Consider the following 18834-nt stretch of genomic DNA (forward strand, 5'->3'; position numbering starts at 1 on the left):
GCCCACCGGCGCCCTCCGCTCCGCCCCCCCTCATCCCCCGGGACCTCCCTTGGCAGGACGTTTCGCTCCCCGCCCGCCGCGCACCGCCCCCGTGCGCGGCGGGCGGGTCGCCGTGCCCGCGGGGGTGCCGAGGCAGGTGCCGGAACGGGTGCGGACCTGGGTGCCGGAGGGTCCGCTGGACCTCGGCCTGGTGCTCGGGCCGCTCAGGCGGGGGCCCGGGGACCCGACGTTCCGTGCCCTGCCGGACGGTTCCGTGTGGCGGGCCAGCCTGACGCCGGCCGGCCCCGGGACCCTGCGGGTGACGCGGCGGGCCGGTGAGGTGCGGGGGCAGGCGTGGGGTCCGGGTGCCGACTGGCTCCTGGACCACCTGCCGGACATGCTCGGGGCGGCCGACGACCCCTCCGCCTTCGTGCCCCGGCACACCCTGCTGGCGCGCACCCGGCACCGGCGTCCGGGACTGCGGCTGACGCGGACCGGGCTGGTGCTGGAGTCGCTGATCCCCTCGGTCCTGGAGCAGAAGGTCACGACCGGTGAGGCGTACCGGGCGTGGCGGCTGCTGGTGCGGAAGTACGGGGAACCGGCGCCCGGCCCCGTGCCCGAACGGATGTCGGTGATGCCGGCGCCGAGGACCTGGGCGCTGATCCCGTCCTGGGAGTGGCACCGTGCGGGAGTGGACGACAAGCGGGCGTCGACGATCCTGCGGGCGGTCCGCGTCGCCGCGCGGCTGGAAGAAGCGGTGGGGATGGATCCGGCGGCGGCGCGGGCGCGGCTGGAACTGGTGCCGGGGATCGGGCCGTGGACGTCGGCGGAGACGGTGCAGCGCACTCACGGGGCGCCGGACGCGGTCACCGTGGGGGACCTCCACCTCCCGGGGATCGTGGGCTGGGCACTCGCCGGGGACCGGTACGCGGACGACTCCGTGATGCTGGAGCTGCTGGAGCCGTACGCCGGCCAGCGGCACCGCGCCGCGCGGCTGATCCTGTTGAGCGGGAGGGTGCCGGAGCGGCGGGCGCCGCGGATGCCGCACGGGGACATCGGGCGGTTGTAGGACGGAGCGGGTCACGTGACCCGGTGCCGGCCGGTCGCCCGGGGTCGGCGCGGGCCGGGGGCGCGCGGCCCGGCGCCGGCGTCACACGCGCACCCCCGCCCGCCCGCGCCCGGACCCCTACTGGTCCGAGGAGAAGCGGACCGCTCCCTCCGGGATCCTCGCGTCGCACCACACCCGGACGCCCTCCCGGAGTTCGTTGCGCGCGCCGATGACCGCGCCGTCGCCTATCACCGTCCCGGTGAGGACCGACCGCTCGCCCACCCGCGCCCGCGTCCCGATCAGCGAGTCGGTGACGACCGCGCCGGGCTCGATGACCGCTCCCGGCAGGATCGTGCTGCCGAAGACGCGCGCGCCCTCCGCCACGAACGCGCCCTCGCCCACCACCGTCCCGCCCGCGAGCTTCGCGTCGGGGGCCACGGTCGCCGTCGGCAGGACCAGCCGGTCGCCGCAGCGGCCGGGCACCGCCGGGGACGGGGCCCGGCCGAGCACCAGGTCCGCCGAACCCCGCACGAACGCCGCCGGCGTGCCCAGGTCCAGCCAGTACGTGGAGTCGACCATGCCCTGGAGGTGGGCGCCGGCCGCGAGCAGTTCCGGGAACGTCTCCCGCTCCACCGACACCGGCCGTCCCGTCGGGATCGTGTCGATCACCGAGCGGCGGAAGACGTACGCCCCCGCGTTGATCTGGTCGGTGACGATCTCCTCCGGCGTCTGGGGCTTCTCCAGGAACGCCAGCACGCGGCCCGTCCCGTCCGTCGGGACCAGTCCGTACGCCCGCGGGTCCGTCACCTTCGTCAGGTGGAGGGAGACGTCCGCGCCCGTCGTCTCGTGGGTGCGGACCAGCGCGCGGATGTCCAGGCCCGTCAGGATGTCGCCGTTGAAGACCAGCACCGGCTCGTCCGGCCCCGAGTGCAGCCGGGACGCGACGTTGCGGATCGCGCCGCCCGTGCCGAGCGGCTCCTCCTCCGTCACGTACTCGATGTGCAGCCCCAGCGACGACCCGTCGCCGAAGTACGGTTCGAAGACCTCGGCCAGGTAGGAGGTGGCCAGGACGATGTGCTCGACGCCCGCCGCTCTCGCTCTCGCCAGCTGGTGCGTGAGGAAGGGCACCCCGGCCGCCGGGACCATGGGCTTGGGCGTGTGCACCGTGAGCGGACGCAGTCGCGTGCCCTTGCCGCCGACCAGGAGGATCGCTTCTGTCACCTGTCGTCTCTGCTTCCTGCCGGGACCGGCCGAACTGTCCTTCGGCCGGCCAGTGTATGCAGACCGTTCCACAGCACATGCGACGGCCGTGCCTCCGGCAGGAAGGAACGCCCGGACCCGCCCGGACCGCCTCAGCGGCCCTGGTAGCGGGCCGCCGTGGAGCGTGCGGAGCCGAGCTTCTTGTAGAGCTTCCCCCCTGGGCACGCGGTGTTGAACCCGTCCCGGTGACCGGAGATCACGTTCAGTCGTACCTTCTTGCCTTTTCGGTAGAGGTTGCCACCGCCGGACTTCAGGTATGTCTTCCCCTTCGGATTCATGCCGTGCAGCCCGAGCTTCCACGCGGTGAGCCGGGCGATGCCCTTCACCGCGGAGGACGACGGCTTCCTGGAACCGTAGGAGCCGATGACCGCGATGCCCGTGGAGTTGCTGTTGAACCCGAGGGTGTGGGCGCCCATGACGGGCTTCGCCACTCCCCCGGCCCGGCCCTCGTAGATCCTTCCGCACTTGTCGACGAGGAAGTTGTAGCCGATGTCGCGCCACCCCATGCTCCTGACGTGGTAGCGGTAGATACCACGGATGACCGAAGGCGCCTGCGCACACGTGTAGTTGTTGCCGGTTGCGGTGTGGTGCACGAAGGCCGCCTTGACCTTCCCGGTGTACACGAACCTCTTCTCCCGCAGGCTCTCGTTCGCCCCCCAGCCGCGCCGCGTGACGATGGCGGGCCGCGGGCCGATGTACGGCTTGGCCCGCTGCTGCTCGGCCTGCTCGGCCGCATCGGCCGGGTCGGCCGGGTCGGCCGGGTCGGCCGGGTCGGCCGGGTCGGCCGGGTCGGTCCCGCTCCGGGCGAGGAACTCCCGCCGGGTCTGCTCACGGGTCAGCGGCGGGATCTCGGCGGCGCCGAGCGGTGCGAGGCCGGCGTTGGCGGCGGAGGCGGCGGTCGCCTCGGCGCTCAGGGCGCCGGTGCGGGGCTCGTCCACGGCACCGCCCGGGGGCGGGGCGGCCGCACCGGGGTCGACGAGCTCGAGCCGCAGCCCGGACGGCAGCGGAGTGCCGTCGCCCGCCCCGGACCGCGCACCGGCGGCCCCGGCCCCCGGACCCGCCCCGCTCTCCGGCGAGGACTCCCCCCGGACCCGGATCTCCACGGCGTCCGACGGCCCGACCCACAGCGGCGCCGTGGCGCCGTGGACCCGGCCCGAGGTGTCCTCCGCGGTACCCGGGTCGGCCGCGTGGTCGGCGTTGTGCGTCTCGACGTCCTGCCAGCCGGACCAGGTGCCGGTCCCGGCCGACCGGGTGCGGACCTGGACCCGGCCGTGGAGTCCGGCGGCGGGGTCGTCCCAGACGACGCCGAGCAGGGAGAAGTTCCGTACGGTCCGGGGGGTGAGTCCGAGTACGGCGGCTCCGGAGGTGCGCTCACGGGTGAGGAGTCGGAGGGGCAGCGACTGGGTGCTGCCGGGGACGTCGGTCCCGGCCGTCACCGCTGCGCGCGTGGCCGCCTCTGCCGTCGGCGCCGGTCTCGCGTTCGCCGCGGTGGCGGGCGGGGCGAGAGGGAGGGCGAGAGCGGCGGCGCAGGTGACACCGATTGAGGAAGCAAGAATTCCACGCATGCTCCTGATCTTGGACACAGTCAGACAAATCTGTCCATCGCGGATTTGACGGGCCGTCGGGGGCGCATTCCCCCGAACCGGTGCCCCCGGCGCTCGGTGCGCGGCGACGGGGCCGCGTACGCTTGCGCGGGTGAACGCCACCGACCGCACCCCTGCCGACCTGCTGAGTTCCGCGCTCGCCGCGGACCCGGGACGCCCCCTGGTGACCTTCTACGACGACGCCACGGGCGAACGCGTCGAATTGTCCGTGGCCACCTTCGCCAATTGGGTGGCCAAGACCGCGAACCTGCTGCAGGACGAGCTGTCCGTCGAGCCGGGCGACCGGGTCGCGCTGCTGCTGCCCGCGCACTGGCAGACGGCGGTGTGGCTGCTGGCGTGCGCGTCGGTGGGCGTGGTCGCGGACGTGGCCGGGGAGCCGGCGGCGGCCGACGTCGTGGTGAGCGGCCCGGACGCGCTCGAGGCGGCACGGGCGTGCCCGGGCGCGCGGATCGCGCTCGCGCTCAGGCCGCTCGGCGGGCGCTTCCCGCACCCGCCGGAGGGCTTCGCCGACTACGCCGTCGAGGTGCCGGGGCAGAGCGACCGGTTCGTGCCGTACGCGCCGGTCGACCCCGAGGAGCCGGCGCTGATCGTGGCGGGACGGGAGTTCACCGGGGCGGAGGTGGTCGAGCGGGCCCGGGCGGAGGCGACGGGGCTCGGCCTGACCGGACCGGGCTCGCGCCTGCTGTCGGGGCTGCCGTACGACACCTGGGAGGGCCTCAACGCGGGGCTGTACGGACCGCTGGCGACCGGCGGCTCCGTGGTGCTGTGCCGGAACCTGGACCTCCTCGGGGACGACGCCCTGGACAAGCGGGTGGAGAGCGAACGGGTCACGGTCATCGCACGGTAGCGGCACGCCTCGGCCGTCACCCGGCCGTCGCACGCCCCGGGCCGCCTCCGCCGGCACCCGGCCCTCACCCGCGCACCGGCGCCCACACCCGCCCCTTGCCCGCACCACCCGTCCGCCTCGTCCCGTCCCCCGTTCGGCGCAGCACCACCCGTCCCCCGCCGTCCCCCCGGGTCATCGTCGTAGCAGCGGCACGCGCCACACGCCGTCCCGGCCCCGTACGCAGTGAGGGATGGATCCGGTCATGAGCGACACCGCAGGCGCGTCCTCCGAGCAGCCGGGGGGCCGGCGCGCCCTCGGCCCGGGGACCGGCGCCTCGGCGAGCGGACGGGGGCGGGCCCGGCGCCGGCGGCGCTGGGTGCGCGGTACCGGATTCACGGTCGCCGCCGTGCTCGTCGTGGCCGCCGGGGCCGGATGGGCGGTGTACCTGGAACTGGACGGGAACATCACCCCGGACGAGGCGGCCGCCGCCGAACTCGAGCGGTTCGAGAAGGAGCGGCCCACCGCGCTGGTGAGGGACGCCCGGAACATCCTGCTGATCGGCTCGGACTCGCGCGCCGGGGAGGAGAACCGCCGCTACGGACGGGACGTGGGGACCGAGCGGTCCGACACCGCGATCCTGCTGCACCTGTCGGCGGGCCGGCGCAGCGCCACCGCGGTGTCCATCCCCCGGGACCTGATGGTGGACGTGCCCGGCTGTCTGCGCCGGGACGGCACCCGCACCGAGCCGGTGTTCGCGGCGTTCAACACCGCCTTCGAGAGGGGCGGTTCGGCCTGCTCCGTCCGCACCGTCGAGAAACTCACGGACATTCGCGTCGACCACCACGTCGTCGTCGACTTCCGCGGCTTCAAGGAAATGGTCGACGCGGTCGACGGCGTCGAGGTGTGCCTGCCCGAGCCCATCGACGACAAGGACGCCGAACTCGAACTGCCCGCGGGCCGGGTGACGCTGAACGGGGAGCAGGCCCTCGGCTACGTAAGGGTCCGGAAGTCCCTCGGCGACGGCAGCGACACCGACCGGATGGAGCGCCAGCAACGCTTCCTGGGGGCGCTCGTCAGCAAGGTGCACAGCAATGACGTTCTGCTGAATCCGGTGAAGCTGTATCCCGTTCTGGACGCGGCCACCTCGTCGCTCACGACCGATCCGGAACTGGCGAGCTTGCGCGGTTTGTACGAACTCGTCCGCGGGCTGCGGAACATTCCCACGGAACGTGTGCAATTCCTGACCGTTCCGCGGGAGGCGTACGTCCACGACGTCAATCGCGACCAGCTCGCGGAGCCCGCGGCGGAGGAACTGTTCGACCGGCTGCGCAGGGACGCTCCGGTGGTGATCGCACGTGGTGACGCACGCGGTCCCGCCGCGGAGAACGGGGGCGGCGCACCGCGGGCGAAGGCGGACGGCGGAGACACGGACGGTGACGGGAAGGGCACGGAAAAGGAGGGTGCGGAGCCTTCCGGCACCCCCTCCCCGGCGCCGACGTTCACCGGGAACACGGCCGCCGAGGACACCTGCGCGTAAGGCCTGCCCCGGGGCAACTCCGAGACGGGGAACTCCCGTCCAGGGAAATGGGCGAATTGCCCGGTTGTAGGGACGTGGAATATGTCACCGCCGTCGCCTTAAACCGATCGGTGCCGTTAGTGTGAGCCGATCCGGTGCGTCCGTTCCCTCAGGTCCCTCCTGGGGTCGCGCACTGCGTGACCGAGACCCGAGCGCCTTGGAAGGGGGAAAGGCGCCGCGTGGCCCCGACGGAGGATTCAAGCGAACCGTGGACGCGCAAAGCCGTGGGCGGGCGGAGAACATCGACCCCGCAGACCAGTGGGTGCTCAACCCGGAAACCGGCGAATACGAACTGCGACTGAGCCCTTCCGCACCGCAGTCATCGATTCCCGGCCCCCGCCGGCCCCGGCCCTCCGGCGCGGGCGCGGCGCGCGGCCGCACTGCGGCCCCCGGGCGCGCACCGGAGCGTCCCGGCCGTGAGACGCCCGGCCGGGAGGTGCCGCCGCGCAGGCGCCGGGGCGCGCCGGAGGAGCCGCCGCCGGGACGGCGCGGTCGCCGGCCGGCGAAGAAGAAGTCGAAGGCGAAGAAGGCGCTGCTGTGGACCGGCGGCACCATGGCGTTCGTGGTGCTCGCCACCGGCGCGGCCGGCTACCTGTACCTGGAGCACCTGAACGACAACATCGAGTCCCTCCCCGACGACGGCGCGAGCACCGGTGGCTTCCGCAAGGACGAGGCCATCAACATCCTGCTGATCGGCACCGACAAGCGCACCGGCGCGGGCAACGGCTCCTACGGCGACAAGAACAGCGCCGGGCACGCCGACACCACGATCCTGCTGCACGTCGCCAAGGACCGTACGAACGCGACCGCGCTCAGCATCCCGCGCGACCTGATAGTCGACATCCCCGACTGCCCGACCACGCAGGAGGACGGCACCAAGGAGGTCATCCCGGGCTCCCCCGGCGTCCGCTTCAACGAGAGCCTCGGCCAGAGCGGCCGCACGCCCAGCTGCACCATGCGGACCGTGACCGAACTGACCGGGATCAAGCCGGACAACTTCATGGTGGCCGACTTCAACGCGGTCAAGACGCTGACCTCGGCGGTCGGCGGCGTCGAGGTCTGCCTGGCCAAGGACATCGACGACGAGAAGTCGCACCTGAAGCTGCCCGCGGGCACCCACACCATCGAGGGCGAACAGGCCCTGGCGTTCGTGCGCACCCGGTACTCGGTCGGCTCGGGCGGCGACCTGAGCCGGATCGGGCTGCAGCAGCAGTTCCTGAGCTCGCTGATGCGCAAACTGAAGTCGAACGACACCCTCACCAGCCCGTCGAAGATGATCAAGCTGGCCGAGGCGGGCACCAAGGCGCTCACCGTCGACTCCCAGCTGGACAGCATCAACAAGCTCAAGGACCTCGGTCTGGAACTGGGCAAGCTCGACACCAGGAACCTCACCTTCACCACCGTGCCGGTGAAGGACAACCCGGCGGAGAAGGTGAAGGCGACCGTCGTCGTCGACGAGTCCAAGGCCCCGGAGGTCTTCTCCCTGATCAAGAACGACGTGTCGTTCACCGAGGTCAAGCAGCAGAAGAAGGAGGAGAAGGACGCCGTCGCCGCCCGGCTGAAGGGCGAGAAGGCACCGGCCTCCGAGGTCCGGGTCCGCATCATGAACGGCGGCGCACCGGGGGGCAGCGCCCAGGAGATGCTCAACTGGCTCCAGCTCCAGCAGGGCGTCACCAAGTCCGAGAACGCCGGCAACGCACCGGAGGACCTGAAGAAGACCACGCTGGAGTACGCCCCCGACCAGGCCGCCCAGGCACGGCGCCTCGCCGACCTCCTCGGCCTGTCCGGCTCGGCGATGAAACCCGGCGAGAGCGTCACCAACTCCCAGGGACTGCCCGCGATGACGCTGACCCTGGGCGAGGACTTCGAGGGCGCGGGCACCCCGCTCACGCCTCCGGACAAGGCGCCGGACGACATCGAGAAGTCCACGGCGGACAAGGTCGAGTGCGCCAAGTGACCTGACGGGACTGCCCCGCGTCCTCCGGGGCGCGGGGCAGGTCCGTTCCACGGCGCGAGGGGTGGGGGAGACACCGCGATGACGCGGAGCGGTGTGCACGGGGGCCCGGCCGACGCCGGGCGGGCACGGCCTGTCCGGAGCCGCCGTCACCGGAGGCCGGGGACCTGCCCGAGGAGGCCGGCGCCCTCAGCGGCCCGGGGACCGGCGCCTGCATGGGCGTGTACCGGCCCCACCGCTGGTAACGGCGTGCCCTCGCTCCCCTCGGCAACCAGGGCCCCGATGGCGTGGATTGCCCCGGTCCGGGACGGGGAATTCTTCACTGGCATCACTCCGTCACCAAGGGGACGGATAATGTGAGGGCTGAAGTGCCCCGGCCGCGAGGGCCTGTCCCGGCGTCGCGCACGGTGGTGCCCCGTACCCGCGGACGCCCTCCGGAAGGGGGCAGTGCCGCATGCCCCCGACGGAGGATTCGAGCGACCGTGGACGCGCAAGGCCGTGGGCGATCGGAGGGCATGGACCCCGCAGACCAGTGGGTGCTCAACCCGGAGACCGGCGAGTACGAACTGCGACCGGGCCCGGCCGTCCCCGGCCCCCGCCGGCCCGCGTCGTACGGCACGGACGGCGCGGACGCCACCGCGGGCGGCCGTACCCGGATACCCGGCCGAGCGGTGCCGCCGCAGCGCGGGCGCCGGGGCGCCCCCGACGACGGGCCGCCCGGACGGCGCGGCCGGCGGTCGGCGCAGAGGAAGCCGAAGGCGAAGAAGGCGCTGCTGTGGACCGGCGGCACCATGGCGTTCGTCGTCCTGGCGGCCGGCGTCGGCGGTTACCTCTACCTCAAGCACCTCGAGGGCAACGTCACGACGACGGACGTGGGCGACGCCGGCAGCAGCGACTTCAAGAAGGACGAAGCCTTCAACATCCTCGTCATCGGCACCGACAAGCGCACCGGCAAGGGCAACGAGGGCTACGGCGACAAGGGCAGCAAGGGGCACGCGGACACCACGATCCTGCTGCACGTCGCCAAGGACCGCTCCAACGCGACCGCGCTCAGCATCCCGCGCGACCTGATCGTCGACATCCCCGACTGCCCGACGAAGCTCGAGGACGGCACGGAGAAGGTGATCCCGGGCCTGCGGGGCGTCCGCTTCAACCGGAGCCTCGGCGAGAGCGGCCGGGACGCCGGCTGCACCATGCGCACGGTGAAGGAGGCGACCGGCATCCAGCCCCATCACTTCATGATGGCCGACTTCAACGCGGTCAAGACCCTCACCACCGCCGTGGACGGGGTCGACGTCTGCCTCGAACACCCCGTGGACGACGAGGACTCGAAGCTGAAGCTGCCCGCCGGCGAGTCGAAGGTCGAGGGCGAGCAGGCCCTGGCCTTCGTCCGCACCCGGCACAGCTTCGGCAACCAGGGCGACCTCGACCGGATCAAGGTGCAGCAGCACTTCCTGGCCTCGCTGATGCGCAAGATGTCCTCCAGCGACACCCTCACCAGCCCCACCAAACTGGTGAAGCTGGCCGAGGCCGCCACGGAGGCGCTGACCGTGGACGAGGCCATCGGCAAGGTGAGCACGCTCAAGGACGTCGCCCTGGAGCTGAAGAAGGTGCCGACGAAGAACATCTCCTTCACCACCGTGCCGGTGAAGGACAACCCGGCGGAGAAGGTGAAGGCGACCGTCGTCGTCAACGAGTCCAAGGCCCCGGAGATCTTCGACCTGATCAAGAACGACGTGTCGCTGACCGAGGTCAAGCAGCAGAAGAAGGAGGAGAAGGACGCCGTCGCCGCCCGGCTGAAGGGCGAGAAGGCACCGGCCTCCGAGGTCCGGGTCCGCATCATGAACGGCGGCGCACCGGGGGGCAGCGCCCAGGAGATGCTCAACTGGCTCCAGCTCCAGCAGGGCGTCACCAAGTCCGAGAACGCCGGCAACGCACCGGAGGACCTGAAGAAGACCACGCTGGAGTACGCCCCCGACCAGGCCGCCCAGGCACGGCGCCTCGCCGACCTCCTCGGCCTGTCCGGCTCGGCGATGAAACCCGGCGAGAGCGTCACCAACTCCCAGGGACTGCCCGCGATGACGCTGACCCTGGGCGAGGACTTCAAGGGCGCCGGGGTGCGGCTCGACGGCTCAGGGACGTCGGTGCCGGACGTGGAGAAGTCCACGGCGGACAAGGTCGAGTGCGCGAGCTGACGCCCGCGTGAGCCGGTCGGCGCGGCCGACCGGAACTAGTTGAAGCCGGTTCGGTTCCGGAGGGCAACTGACGGGCCCGTCGTGCGTCTAACAGGACGCAGGACGGGCCCGTTTCATGACGCGAGGAGTTGCCCGGGGTGAGAAGGACGTGGCAGTGACACAGAACGCCGTGCGGGCGGCACTCCCCGACGGCCGGCGGGAACCGGCTTCCGACGAGGACCCGAAGGAGGGCCCGTCCGACGGCGACGGCGGCGACGCGCCCGCCTCCGGCGCGGACGGCGGCCGCCGTCCGCGCCGCGGACGCCGGCTGCTCAAGTGGTCCGCGGCGGTGCTCGCGCTGCTCATAGCCGGCTCCGCCACGGCCGGTTACCTCTACTACCAGCGGCTGAACGACAACCTCGAGAAGGACCCGCTGAACCTGGGCGACAGCAAGGTCGCCGAGCCGACGCCGAACGCCGCCGGGCAGACCCCGCTGAACATCCTCCTCATCGGCTCCGACGCGCGGGACAGCGAGGAGAACCAGCAACTCGGCGGCGCCCGCGAGACGTTCGGCTCGACGCCGCTGGCGGACGTGCAGATGCTGGTGCACCTGTCCGCCGACCGGACCAACATGTCCGTGATCAGCATGCCCCGCGACACCCTGGTGCACATCCCCAAGTGCACCGACCCCGACGACGGGACGGTGTACCCGGCGAGCAACGGGCGGGTGATGACCAACCGGAGCCTCGGACACGGCGGCCCCGGCTGCACGGTGGCCACCTGGCAGGAGCTCACCGGCATCCACATCGACCACTTCGTCATGGTCGACTTCGCCGGAGTGGTGTCCATGGCGGACGCCGTCGGCGGCGTTCCCGTCTGCGTGGACGCCAACATCCACTCCCGCACCTCCGACGGCAAGGGCTCGGGCCTGAAGCTGGAGAAGGGCACCACGGACATCCGGGGCGAGCAGGCCCTGCAGTGGCTGCGCACCCGGTACGGCTTCGAGGACGGCAGCGACCTCGCCCGCGCCGAGGCCCAGCACATGTACATGAGCTCGCTGGTCCGCCGGCTGCGCGAGAACGCCACCCTGAGCAGCCCCAACAAGCTGCGCAGGCTGGCCGAGAAGGCCACCGAGGCGCTCACCGTCGACCCCGGGCTCGGCACCGTCAAGGAGCTCTACGACCTGAGCACCGAGCTGCGCAAGGTGGCGCCGGAGCGCATCACCATGACCACGATGCCCAACCGCTACGTGGGTGCCCGCGTGGAGCCGACCGAGGACGCCGAGAAGCTGTTCCGGCTGGTGCGCGAGGACATCGCCCTCGACGGCAAGGACGCGAAGCCCGAGAAGGCCGAGGAGAAGGTCCCCGGGGACCCGGCCGCCGCCGACGCCGAGATCGCGGTCCAGGTCCGCAACGGCACCCGTACCGACACCCTGGCCGCCGCTCCCGGACGCACGAGCACCGTGGCCGGGGTGCTGAGGGACAAGGGCTTCGCCGAGGCGACCGCCGACACGACCGGTTCCCTCAGCGAGGAGCGGACGGTGGTGCGCTACCCGAGCGCCGACCTGGAGGGCGACGCCCGGCGCGTCGCCGAGGCGCTCGGCATCCCGGCGAGCGCGGTGAAACGGTCCACCGACGTCTCCGGGGTCACGCTCGTGGTGGGCGCCGACTGGCGCGAGGGCACGGCCTACGAGGCGCCCGGGGAGGACGACGAGACCCCCGAGTCGGCCCACGCCCTCAACGGAGCGGACGACGAGGCCTGCATGCACGTCGACCCGGCCTTCACCTGGTGACGCGCGAAGGGCCCCTTCCCGGCCGGGAAGGGGCCCTTCGCCCCGGGCGGTGCCGGGCGTCGGACTCGGGCGTCAGGAGGCCGGCGCGTCCGCGTGGACCGCGGGCCGGCGCGAGGCGATGACCTTCTTCGCCAGCGAGCGCGGGCTGGTCAGGAAGCCCCAGCCCCACGACATGTGCATGGTGGCCAGCGCCACCGGGATCTGCAGCCGCGCCTTCAGCGGGAGCCCCTTGCCGGCCGGTATGGAGCCCAGCACGATCGCCGCGAGGTAGCCGCCGGGCACCACGAAGCCCCACGGCGTGAGCGCCGCGCCCACCACGATCCCGGCCGCGATCGCGCACACCGCGGTCGGCGGGGCGAGGTAGCGCAGGTTGATGGAGCCGGCGTGGTAGCGGGCCACGACGTGCCGCCAGCGGCCGTAGTCCTTGTACTGCTTGGCCAGCGCCCGCACGCTCGGCCGGGGCCGGTAGGAGACCTTCAGCTCCGGCGAGAACCAGATCAGCCCGCCCGCCTCGCGGATGCGGAAGTTCAGCTCCCAGTCCTGGGCGCGGATGAACTCCACGTTGTAGCCGCCCTGCCGCTCCAGCGCCTCGCGCCGGAAGACACCGAGGTAGACGGTCTCGGCCGGGCCGGCCTCGCCGCCGGTGTGGAAGGCGGCGTTGCCCACGCCGATCCTCGACGTCATCGCGGCGGCGACCGCGTGCTCCCAGTCGTTCTCCCCCTCGGCGTGCATGATGCCGCCGACGTTCTGCGCGCCGGTCTCCTCCAGGAGCCGCACGGCGGTCGCGATGTAGTTCGGGGAGAGCATCCCGTGCCCGTCGACGCGGACCACGATCGGATGGCGCGAGGCCCCGATCGCCGCGTTGAGGGCGGCCGGGGTGCGGCCGGTCGGGTTGGGCACGGTGTGCACGCGCGGGTCCTCGGCCACGAGCTCGGCGGCGATCTCGTCCGTGCGGTCCGTGGACGGACCGAGGGCGATCACGACCTCCATCTCGCCTGCGTACTCCTGGGCGAGGATCGCGCGGACCGCGCCGCGCAGATGCCGCTCCTCGTTGAGGACGGGCATGATCACGGAAACGGCGGGGAGCCGCACGTCGGGATTGGCGTTCATAGGGGGCTCACGTTACCGCGAACGGGGGACACCGATGCGCGCGCCGGGGGCGATGTGCCGGGCCGCAGATCGTATCGGCCTACGGTGCTCACGATCCCGCGCACGGCCGTCGTCCGGAGGTGTCCCCTTGCCCACGCCGCCGCGGTCCCCCCGGCCCCGCCCCGCTCCCCGGCACCCCCCGCGCCCGCCCGCGCGCCGCAGGCCGCGGTGGGTCCTGCGGACCGTGACCACGCTGTCGGTCGTGGTGCTCGCCTCCGCCGGGATCGGGCACGCGGTGCTCAGCGGCCTCGACTCCGACATCGAGCGGGTCGATCCGTTCCGCGACATGAAGAACCGCCCCGAGGCCGGCGACGGCATGAACATCCTGCTCGTCGGCACCGACGGCCGCGAGAGGATCAGCGCGGAGGAGCGGGAGAAGTACCGGCTCGGCGGGGTGCCCTGCCACTGCACCGACACGATCATGATCGTGCACATCTCGGAGGACCGGGAGCGGGCCAGCGTGGTCGGCCTGCCCCGCGACTCGTACGCCGAGACACCCCCGCACACCGACCGCGTGAGCGGCGAGGAGCACGCAGGACACCCCGTCAAGCTCAACGCGGCCTACGCGGAGGGCGGGCCGCAGCTCACCGTGCGGACGGTGGAGAAGATGACCCGGGTGAAGATCGACCACTACCTGGAGGTCGACTTCACCAGTTTCATGAAGACCGTGGACGTGGTCGGCGGCGTCGAGATCTGCACCGCCGAGCCGCTGAAGGACAGCCACACCGGCCTCGACCTGCCGGCCGGCCGGCACACCCTGAAGGGCGGACAGGCCCTGCAGTACGTCCGCGCCCGGCACGTCGACGGAACCGCCGACCTCGGCCGGATGAAGCGCCAGCAGCGCTTCCTGGCCGCGCTGGTGGACCGGGTCACCTCCTCCGGGGTCCTGCTGAACCCGATGAGGTTCCGGGACGTGACGCGGGCGGTGCTCGGCTCGGTCCGCGCGGACGAGGGCTTCGGCACCGACGAGCTGCTGGACCTCGGGCGGGCGATGCGCGACTTCTCGCCCTCCTCCTCCGAGTTCACGGCGGTGCCGGTCATGAAGACGGGGTACGCCGTGAAGGGCGTCGGCTCCACGCTGAAGTGGGACGCCGAGAAGGCCGAGCACCTCTTCGAGGCTATCCGCCGGGACCGGCCGCTCTCCGTGCGCCGCACGCGCGACGCGGCACTGCGCGTGCCGGTGGACCCCCGGCGGATCCGGGTCCAGGTCGAGAACGGCACCCGGACCACGGGCCTGGGCCGGCGGGTGGACGCGGCACTTGCCTCGACCGGTTTCGCCACCACCCGCACCCCGGTCAACGCGGCGGAGCAGGACGTGCGGCGGACGATCGTCGCCTACGACCCCCGCTGGGACCGCTCCGCGAAGTCCCTGGCGGCGGCCCTGCCGGGCAGCGAGCTGCGCGCGGTGAAGGGGCAGGGCGCCACGCTGAGGGTGATCGCGGGGGCCGACTTCGAGAAGGTCCGCAAGGTCCGGGCGGCGGACCCGGGGCAGGGCGAGTTCGGGGTGGTGCGGGGCGACGAGGTGGGATGCTCCTGACGCCGCCGCCCCGCGCCTCTCCGGCCGCTCGGCCCTGTCGGCCCCTCGGGCCTCTTCTCCGGCCTCTCCCCGGGTCCCTTCCCGGGCCTCTTCTCAGTCCTCGTAGCCCTCGGCCGCCCGCTTCTCCCGCAGTTCCATGATCGCCCGGCGGCGGGCCAGGCGGTGGGTGCGGCGGATCTGGGCCTCCTGGTAGCGGCGCTTGTCCTGCTCGGTCTCCGGTATCACCGGCGGCACCCGGCGCGGCTTGCCGTCGGCGTCGACGGCCGCGAAGACGAGGTACGCCGAACCGACCTGGGTGGGCGGGGCGGACTCGTTCCAGCGCTCGGCCAGCACCCGCACGCCCACCTCCATGGAGGTCCGGCCGGTCCAGTTGACCTGGGCCTTCACATGGACCAGGTCACCGACGCGGACCGGCTCGAGGAAGGCCATCTCGTCCATGGACGCGGTGACGGCGGGTCCTCCGGAGTGCCGTCCGGCGACGGCTCCCGCCGCGTCGTCGACGAGTTTCATGATCACCCCACCGTGCACCGTGCCCAGGAGGTTGGTGTCGTTGTGGGTCATGATGTGGCTGAGGGTCGTGCGGGACGCCGCGACGGGCTTGCCCGGGATGTCCGGACCCTCCGTCTGCGCGGCCGTGGCCTGGTCTGTCATGACCTCTACCCTATGCCGAGCCGACATCCGGGAGATTTGTGTCAGCTTCGCAACAGCGGCGCCCTGATTTTCCGACGACCCTTGTGTGGCGTGGTGTCCGGACCTGCACACTGTTGCGCATGAACGATTGGCCCGAGGCATGGTCCGACGACAACCGCGGCAGCCGCTACGGACGCGGGAGCGCGAACGCACAGCCCGAGAGCGCCCGTGTCATGCGGCAGGTCCGCCGCGGCCCGGCGGCCCCTGCCGGACAGGGCGCGCACGGCGGGGTCCCGCCCCAGCCGTCGTACGTGGACGGCCGCGGTCACGGCGGTCCCGACGGTTACGACAGCGGGTACAACACCGGCCAGGTCTACGGCACGCCGAGCGGCGGCGGAGCCGGCCGGGCGGGCGGTTCCGTCGGTCACGCCCCGCGCCCCGCGCCGGACTGGCGCCGCCGCATCAAGTGGACGGCGATCACCGTGGCGACGGTGCTGGTCGTGACCACCGTCGGCACGTACTTCTGGGCCGACTCCAAGCTCAACCGCGACGTCGACCTCTCGACGGTCATCGACCGGCCGGAGAAGGGCGAGGGCACCAACTACCTGATCGTCGGCTCCGACAGCCGTGCCGGGATGTCGGACGAGGACAAGAAGAGGTTGCGCACCGGGTCCGCCGAGGGCAAGCGCACGGACTCGATGATGATCCTGCACACCGGCGACAACGGCCCGACCCTGATATCGCTGCCCCGTGACTCCAACGTCACGATCCCGGAGTTCAAGGGCTCCGAGTCCGGCAAGACCAGGCCCGCCATGGGCGCGAACAAGCTGAACGCCGCGTACTCCATCGACGGCCCGACGCTGCTGGTGCGCACGGTGGAGTTCAACACCGGCCTGCACATCGACCACTACGTCGAGATCGGCTTCGCCGGCTTCGCGAGCATCGTGGACGCGGTCGGCGGCGTGGAGATGGACATCCCGCAGGACATCAAGGACACCAAGTCCGGCGCCGACCTCAAGAAGGGCAGGCAGACCCTGAACGGCGAGGAGGCCCTCGCCTTCGTCCGCACCCGGTACGCGCTGGCCGGCTCCGACCTGGACCGCACGAAGAACCAGCAGAAGTTCCTCTCCGCCCTGGCCAACCAGGTGGCCACCCCGGGCACGGTCCTCAACCCCTTCAAGCTCTACCCGACCATGGGCGCGGGCCTGGACGCCCTGGTCGTCGACAAGGACATGGGGCTCTTCGACCTGGCCGGGATGTTCTGGGCGATGAAGGGCGTCAGCGGCGGCGAGGGCACGTCGATGAACATGCCGATCGCGGGCAGCGCCGGCAACGGCAACCTGCAGTGGGACATGCCGAAGGTGAAGGCGCTGGTCGAGCAGCTGAGGAACGACGAGAAGGTCACCGTCCCGGGCGGCTGACCCGACGACGGACCGAGGGCACCCCGCGAGCGGGGTGCCCTCGGCCGTGTCGTGTCCGGCGTCCGTCACATCGTGGCGCCCGCCATGGAGCGACAGGACTCGGCGCAGCGGCGACACGCCTCGGCACAGCGCATCATCTGCTCGTCGTCCGGCATGGCCATACACGCCTCGGCGCACATGTCACAGGCCCGCGCGCACATCGCGCACATCTCGCCCGCGAGCGGGGAACGGCGCATCATCATGTCGGCGCACATGCGGGTCATCTCCGAGCAGTCCATGAGCGCCCGCATGATCCGCATCTGGGCCTGGCCGCCCATCTGCAGGCACGAGCTCATGGTCTCCTCGCACACGCTGTGGCAGGACATGCAGGCGTTGACGCAGTCCTGCATCTCCTTGCTCATCGGGGCCGCGGCGGCAGACTGCTGGGTCATGGTTCCTCCCAGGGGGGACGGGGGGGCCGGGGTTCGACCCCCGCCCCTCCGTCCTACGCCCTCCGCCCCATGACCGCCACAGGACGGGCGGAACCACCCGAACCGGACCCGTTACGGCAGGTTCCTGGCCATCACGATCCGCTGGACCTGGTTCGTGCCTTCGTAGATCTGCGTGATCTTCGCGTCGCGCATCATGCGCTCGACCGGGTAGTCGCGGGTGTAGCCGTAGCCGCCGAGGAGCTGGACGGCGTCCGTGGTGACCTCCATGGCGACGTCCGAGGCGAAGCACTTCGCCGCGGCGCCCTGGAAGGTGAGGTCGGCGTCGCCGCGCTCGGACTTCGCCGCGGCGGCGTAGGTCAGCTGGCGGGCGGCCTCGATCTTCATGGCCATGTCGGCGAGCATGAACTGGACGCCCTGGAAGTCGGCGATCGGCTTGCCGAACTGCTTGCGCTCCCGGACGTAGCCCTTGGCGTAGTCGAGGGCCCCCTGGGCGATGCCGAGGGCCTGGGCGGCGATGGTGATGCGGGTGTGGTCCAGGGTCCTCATCGCCGTGGCGAAGCCGGTGCCCTCCTCGCCGATCATGCGGTCGGCGGGGATGCGGACGTTGTCGAGGTAGACCTCGCGGGTGGGCGAGCCCTTGATGCCGAGCTTCTTCTCCGGTGCGCCGAAGGAGACGCCCTCGTCGGACTTCTCGACGACGAAGGCGGAGATGCCCTTGGAGCGCTTGGCCGGGTCGGTGACCGCCATGACCGTGTAGTACTCGGAGACGCCGGCGTTGGTGATCCAGCGCTTCACGCCGTTGAGGACCCAGTGGTCGCCGTCGCGGACCGCCTTGGTCTTCATGCCGGCCGCGTCCGAGCCGGCGTCCGGCTCGGAGAGGCAGTACGAGAACATCGCGTCGCCCTTGGCGAGCGGGGCCATGTACTTCTTCTTCAGCTCCTCGGAGCCGGAGAGGAGGACCGGCAGCGAGCCCAGCTTGTTCACGGCGGGGATGAGGGAGGAGGACGCGCAGGCACGGGCCACCTCCTCGATGACGATGACCGTCGCGAGGGCGTCGGCGCCGGCGCCGCCGTACTCCTCGGGGACGTGGACGGCGTGCAGGTCGTTCGCGACGAGCGCGTCGAGCGCCTCCTGCGGGAAGCGGGCCTCCTCGTCCACCGCGGCGGCGTACGGCGCGATCTTCGCCTCGGCCAGCGAGCGGACGGCGTCGCGGAGCATGTCGTGCTCCTCGGACGGGCGGTACAGGTCGAAGTCAGCCGATCCGGCCAAGGTCTCTCACGCTCCAAAACGCTGCGATGCTGGTCACGCTAACTACCGTTAAGTAACTCGAATTTTATGCCTTCCTCCACGTTCGCGGATAGGTGAGCTTGACGACAGCGGCGAGGCCGCCCGGCGGGGGCCGGCCGCGTGCCCCGGTTATGCTCGGGCCCGCACTGCCTGCCGTATACCCCTG

At 72.1% G+C, this 18834-nt stretch carries 14 protein-coding genes; 8 read left to right on the forward strand and 6 right to left on the reverse strand.

Going from position 1 to position 18834, the window contains the following annotated elements:
• Positions 1–49 precede the first annotated feature (49 nt).
• The gene (locus FHS37_RS36045; protein ID WP_184829116.1) at positions 50–1048 is read left to right on the forward strand and encodes a DNA-3-methyladenine glycosylase family protein; all 999 of its coding nucleotides are present in this window, start codon (positions 50–52) and stop codon (positions 1046–1048) included.
• A gap of 117 nt (positions 1049–1165) precedes the next feature.
• On the opposite strand, the gene manB is transcribed toward FHS37_RS36045, so the two are convergent.
• On the reverse strand, positions 1166–2248 hold the full coding sequence (gene manB / locus FHS37_RS36050; RefSeq protein ID WP_184829118.1) for a mannose-1-phosphate guanylyltransferase: 1083 nt from the start codon (positions 2246–2248) through the stop codon (positions 1166–1168).
• Between the two features lie 131 nt (positions 2249–2379).
• Positions 2380–3852 (reverse strand): peptidoglycan recognition protein family protein, encoded by a 1473-nt coding sequence (locus FHS37_RS36055; RefSeq protein ID WP_184829120.1) that lies wholly within the window; start codon positions 3850–3852, stop codon positions 2380–2382.
• 130 nt (positions 3853–3982) lie between these two features.
• Between FHS37_RS36055 and FHS37_RS36060 the strand changes: the two genes are divergently transcribed.
• From FHS37_RS36060 to FHS37_RS36080, 5 genes are all read left to right on the forward strand, one after another.
• Positions 3983–4738 carry a TIGR03089 family protein gene (locus FHS37_RS36060; RefSeq protein ID WP_184829122.1) on the forward strand — a complete coding sequence of 252 codons (756 nt, stop codon included), beginning with the start codon at positions 3983–3985 and terminating at the stop codon, positions 4736–4738.
• Between the two features lie 241 nt (positions 4739–4979).
• Entirely contained in the window at positions 4980–6254 is a 1275-nt protein-coding gene (locus FHS37_RS36065; protein WP_184829124.1) for an LCP family protein, read from the forward strand.
• Positions 6255–6501: 247 nt separating this feature from the next.
• Complete coding sequence (locus FHS37_RS36070) at positions 6502–8250, forward strand: LCP family protein (protein ID WP_184829126.1); 1749 nt, start codon at positions 6502–6504, stop codon at positions 8248–8250.
• Between the two features lie 479 nt (positions 8251–8729).
• Complete coding sequence (locus FHS37_RS36075; RefSeq protein WP_184829127.1) at positions 8730–10442, forward strand: LCP family protein; 1713 nt, start codon at positions 8730–8732, stop codon at positions 10440–10442.
• Positions 10443–10596: 154 nt separating this feature from the next.
• A complete protein-coding gene (locus FHS37_RS36080; RefSeq protein ID WP_229890261.1) occupies positions 10597–12213 on the forward strand; it encodes an LCP family protein in 1617 nt (538 codons plus the stop codon).
• Between the two features lie 72 nt (positions 12214–12285).
• Here the strand turns inward: FHS37_RS36080 and FHS37_RS36085 are convergent, their stop codons facing one another.
• Positions 12286–13323 (reverse strand): glycosyltransferase family 2 protein, encoded by a 1038-nt coding sequence (locus tag FHS37_RS36085; RefSeq protein WP_184829131.1) that lies wholly within the window; start codon positions 13321–13323, stop codon positions 12286–12288.
• A 127-nt stretch (positions 13324–13450) separates the two neighbouring features.
• On the opposite strand from FHS37_RS36085, the gene FHS37_RS36090 reads away from it, so the two are divergent.
• Positions 13451–14899 (forward strand): LCP family protein, encoded by a 1449-nt coding sequence (locus tag FHS37_RS36090; protein ID WP_446001703.1) that lies wholly within the window; start codon positions 13451–13453, stop codon positions 14897–14899.
• A 93-nt stretch (positions 14900–14992) separates the two neighbouring features.
• Here FHS37_RS36090 and FHS37_RS36095 read toward each other — a convergent pair whose 3' ends face one another.
• Complete coding sequence (locus tag FHS37_RS36095; RefSeq protein WP_184829135.1) at positions 14993–15550, reverse strand: acyl-CoA thioesterase; 558 nt, start codon at positions 15548–15550, stop codon at positions 14993–14995.
• Between the two features lie 119 nt (positions 15551–15669).
• Here FHS37_RS36095 and FHS37_RS36100 point away from each other — a divergent pair, with 119 nt between their 5' ends.
• Positions 15670–16950: an LCP family protein gene (locus tag FHS37_RS36100; protein WP_184829136.1), complete on the forward strand. Its 1281-nt coding sequence runs from the start codon at positions 15670–15672 to the stop codon at positions 16948–16950.
• A gap of 65 nt (positions 16951–17015) precedes the next feature.
• On the opposite strand, the gene FHS37_RS36105 is transcribed toward FHS37_RS36100, so the two are convergent.
• Both FHS37_RS36105 and FHS37_RS36110 read right to left on the reverse strand, forming a co-directional pair.
• Positions 17016–17381 (reverse strand): four-helix bundle copper-binding protein, encoded by a 366-nt coding sequence (locus tag FHS37_RS36105; protein ID WP_184829137.1) that lies wholly within the window; start codon positions 17379–17381, stop codon positions 17016–17018.
• Positions 17382–17492: 111 nt separating this feature from the next.
• Positions 17493–18650, reverse strand: coding sequence for an acyl-CoA dehydrogenase (locus tag FHS37_RS36110; protein WP_268254619.1), 1158 nt, complete (start codon positions 18648–18650; stop codon positions 17493–17495).
• Between the last annotated feature and the right edge of the window lie 184 nt (positions 18651–18834).

Origin of the sequence: Streptomyces griseomycini (genome assembly GCF_014203535.1) — a bacterium.
Lineage (GTDB): Bacteria > Actinomycetota > Actinomycetes > Streptomycetales > Streptomycetaceae > Streptomyces > Streptomyces griseomycini.

Bases quoted from the DNA above. Each gene is read 5' to 3' on its own strand.
- FHS37_RS36055 (WP_184829120.1), bottom strand. From the start codon at position 3,852: ATGCGTGGAATTCTTGCTTCCTCAATCGGTGTCACCTGCGCCGCCGCT.
- FHS37_RS36065 (WP_184829124.1), top strand. From the start codon at position 4,980: ATGAGCGACACCGCAGGCGCGTCCTCCGAGCAGCCGGGGGGCCGGCGC.
- FHS37_RS36085 (WP_184829131.1), bottom strand. From the start codon at position 13,323: ATGAACGCCAATCCCGACGTGCGGCTCCCCGCCGTTTCCGTGATCATG.
- FHS37_RS36095 (WP_184829135.1), bottom strand. From the start codon at position 15,550: ATGACAGACCAGGCCACGGCCGCGCAGACGGAGGGTCCGGACATCCCG.
- FHS37_RS36100 (WP_184829136.1), top strand. From the start codon at position 15,670: ATGAACGATTGGCCCGAGGCATGGTCCGACGACAACCGCGGCAGCCGC.
- FHS37_RS36105 (WP_184829137.1), bottom strand. From the start codon at position 17,381: ATGACCCAGCAGTCTGCCGCCGCGGCCCCGATGAGCAAGGAGATGCAG.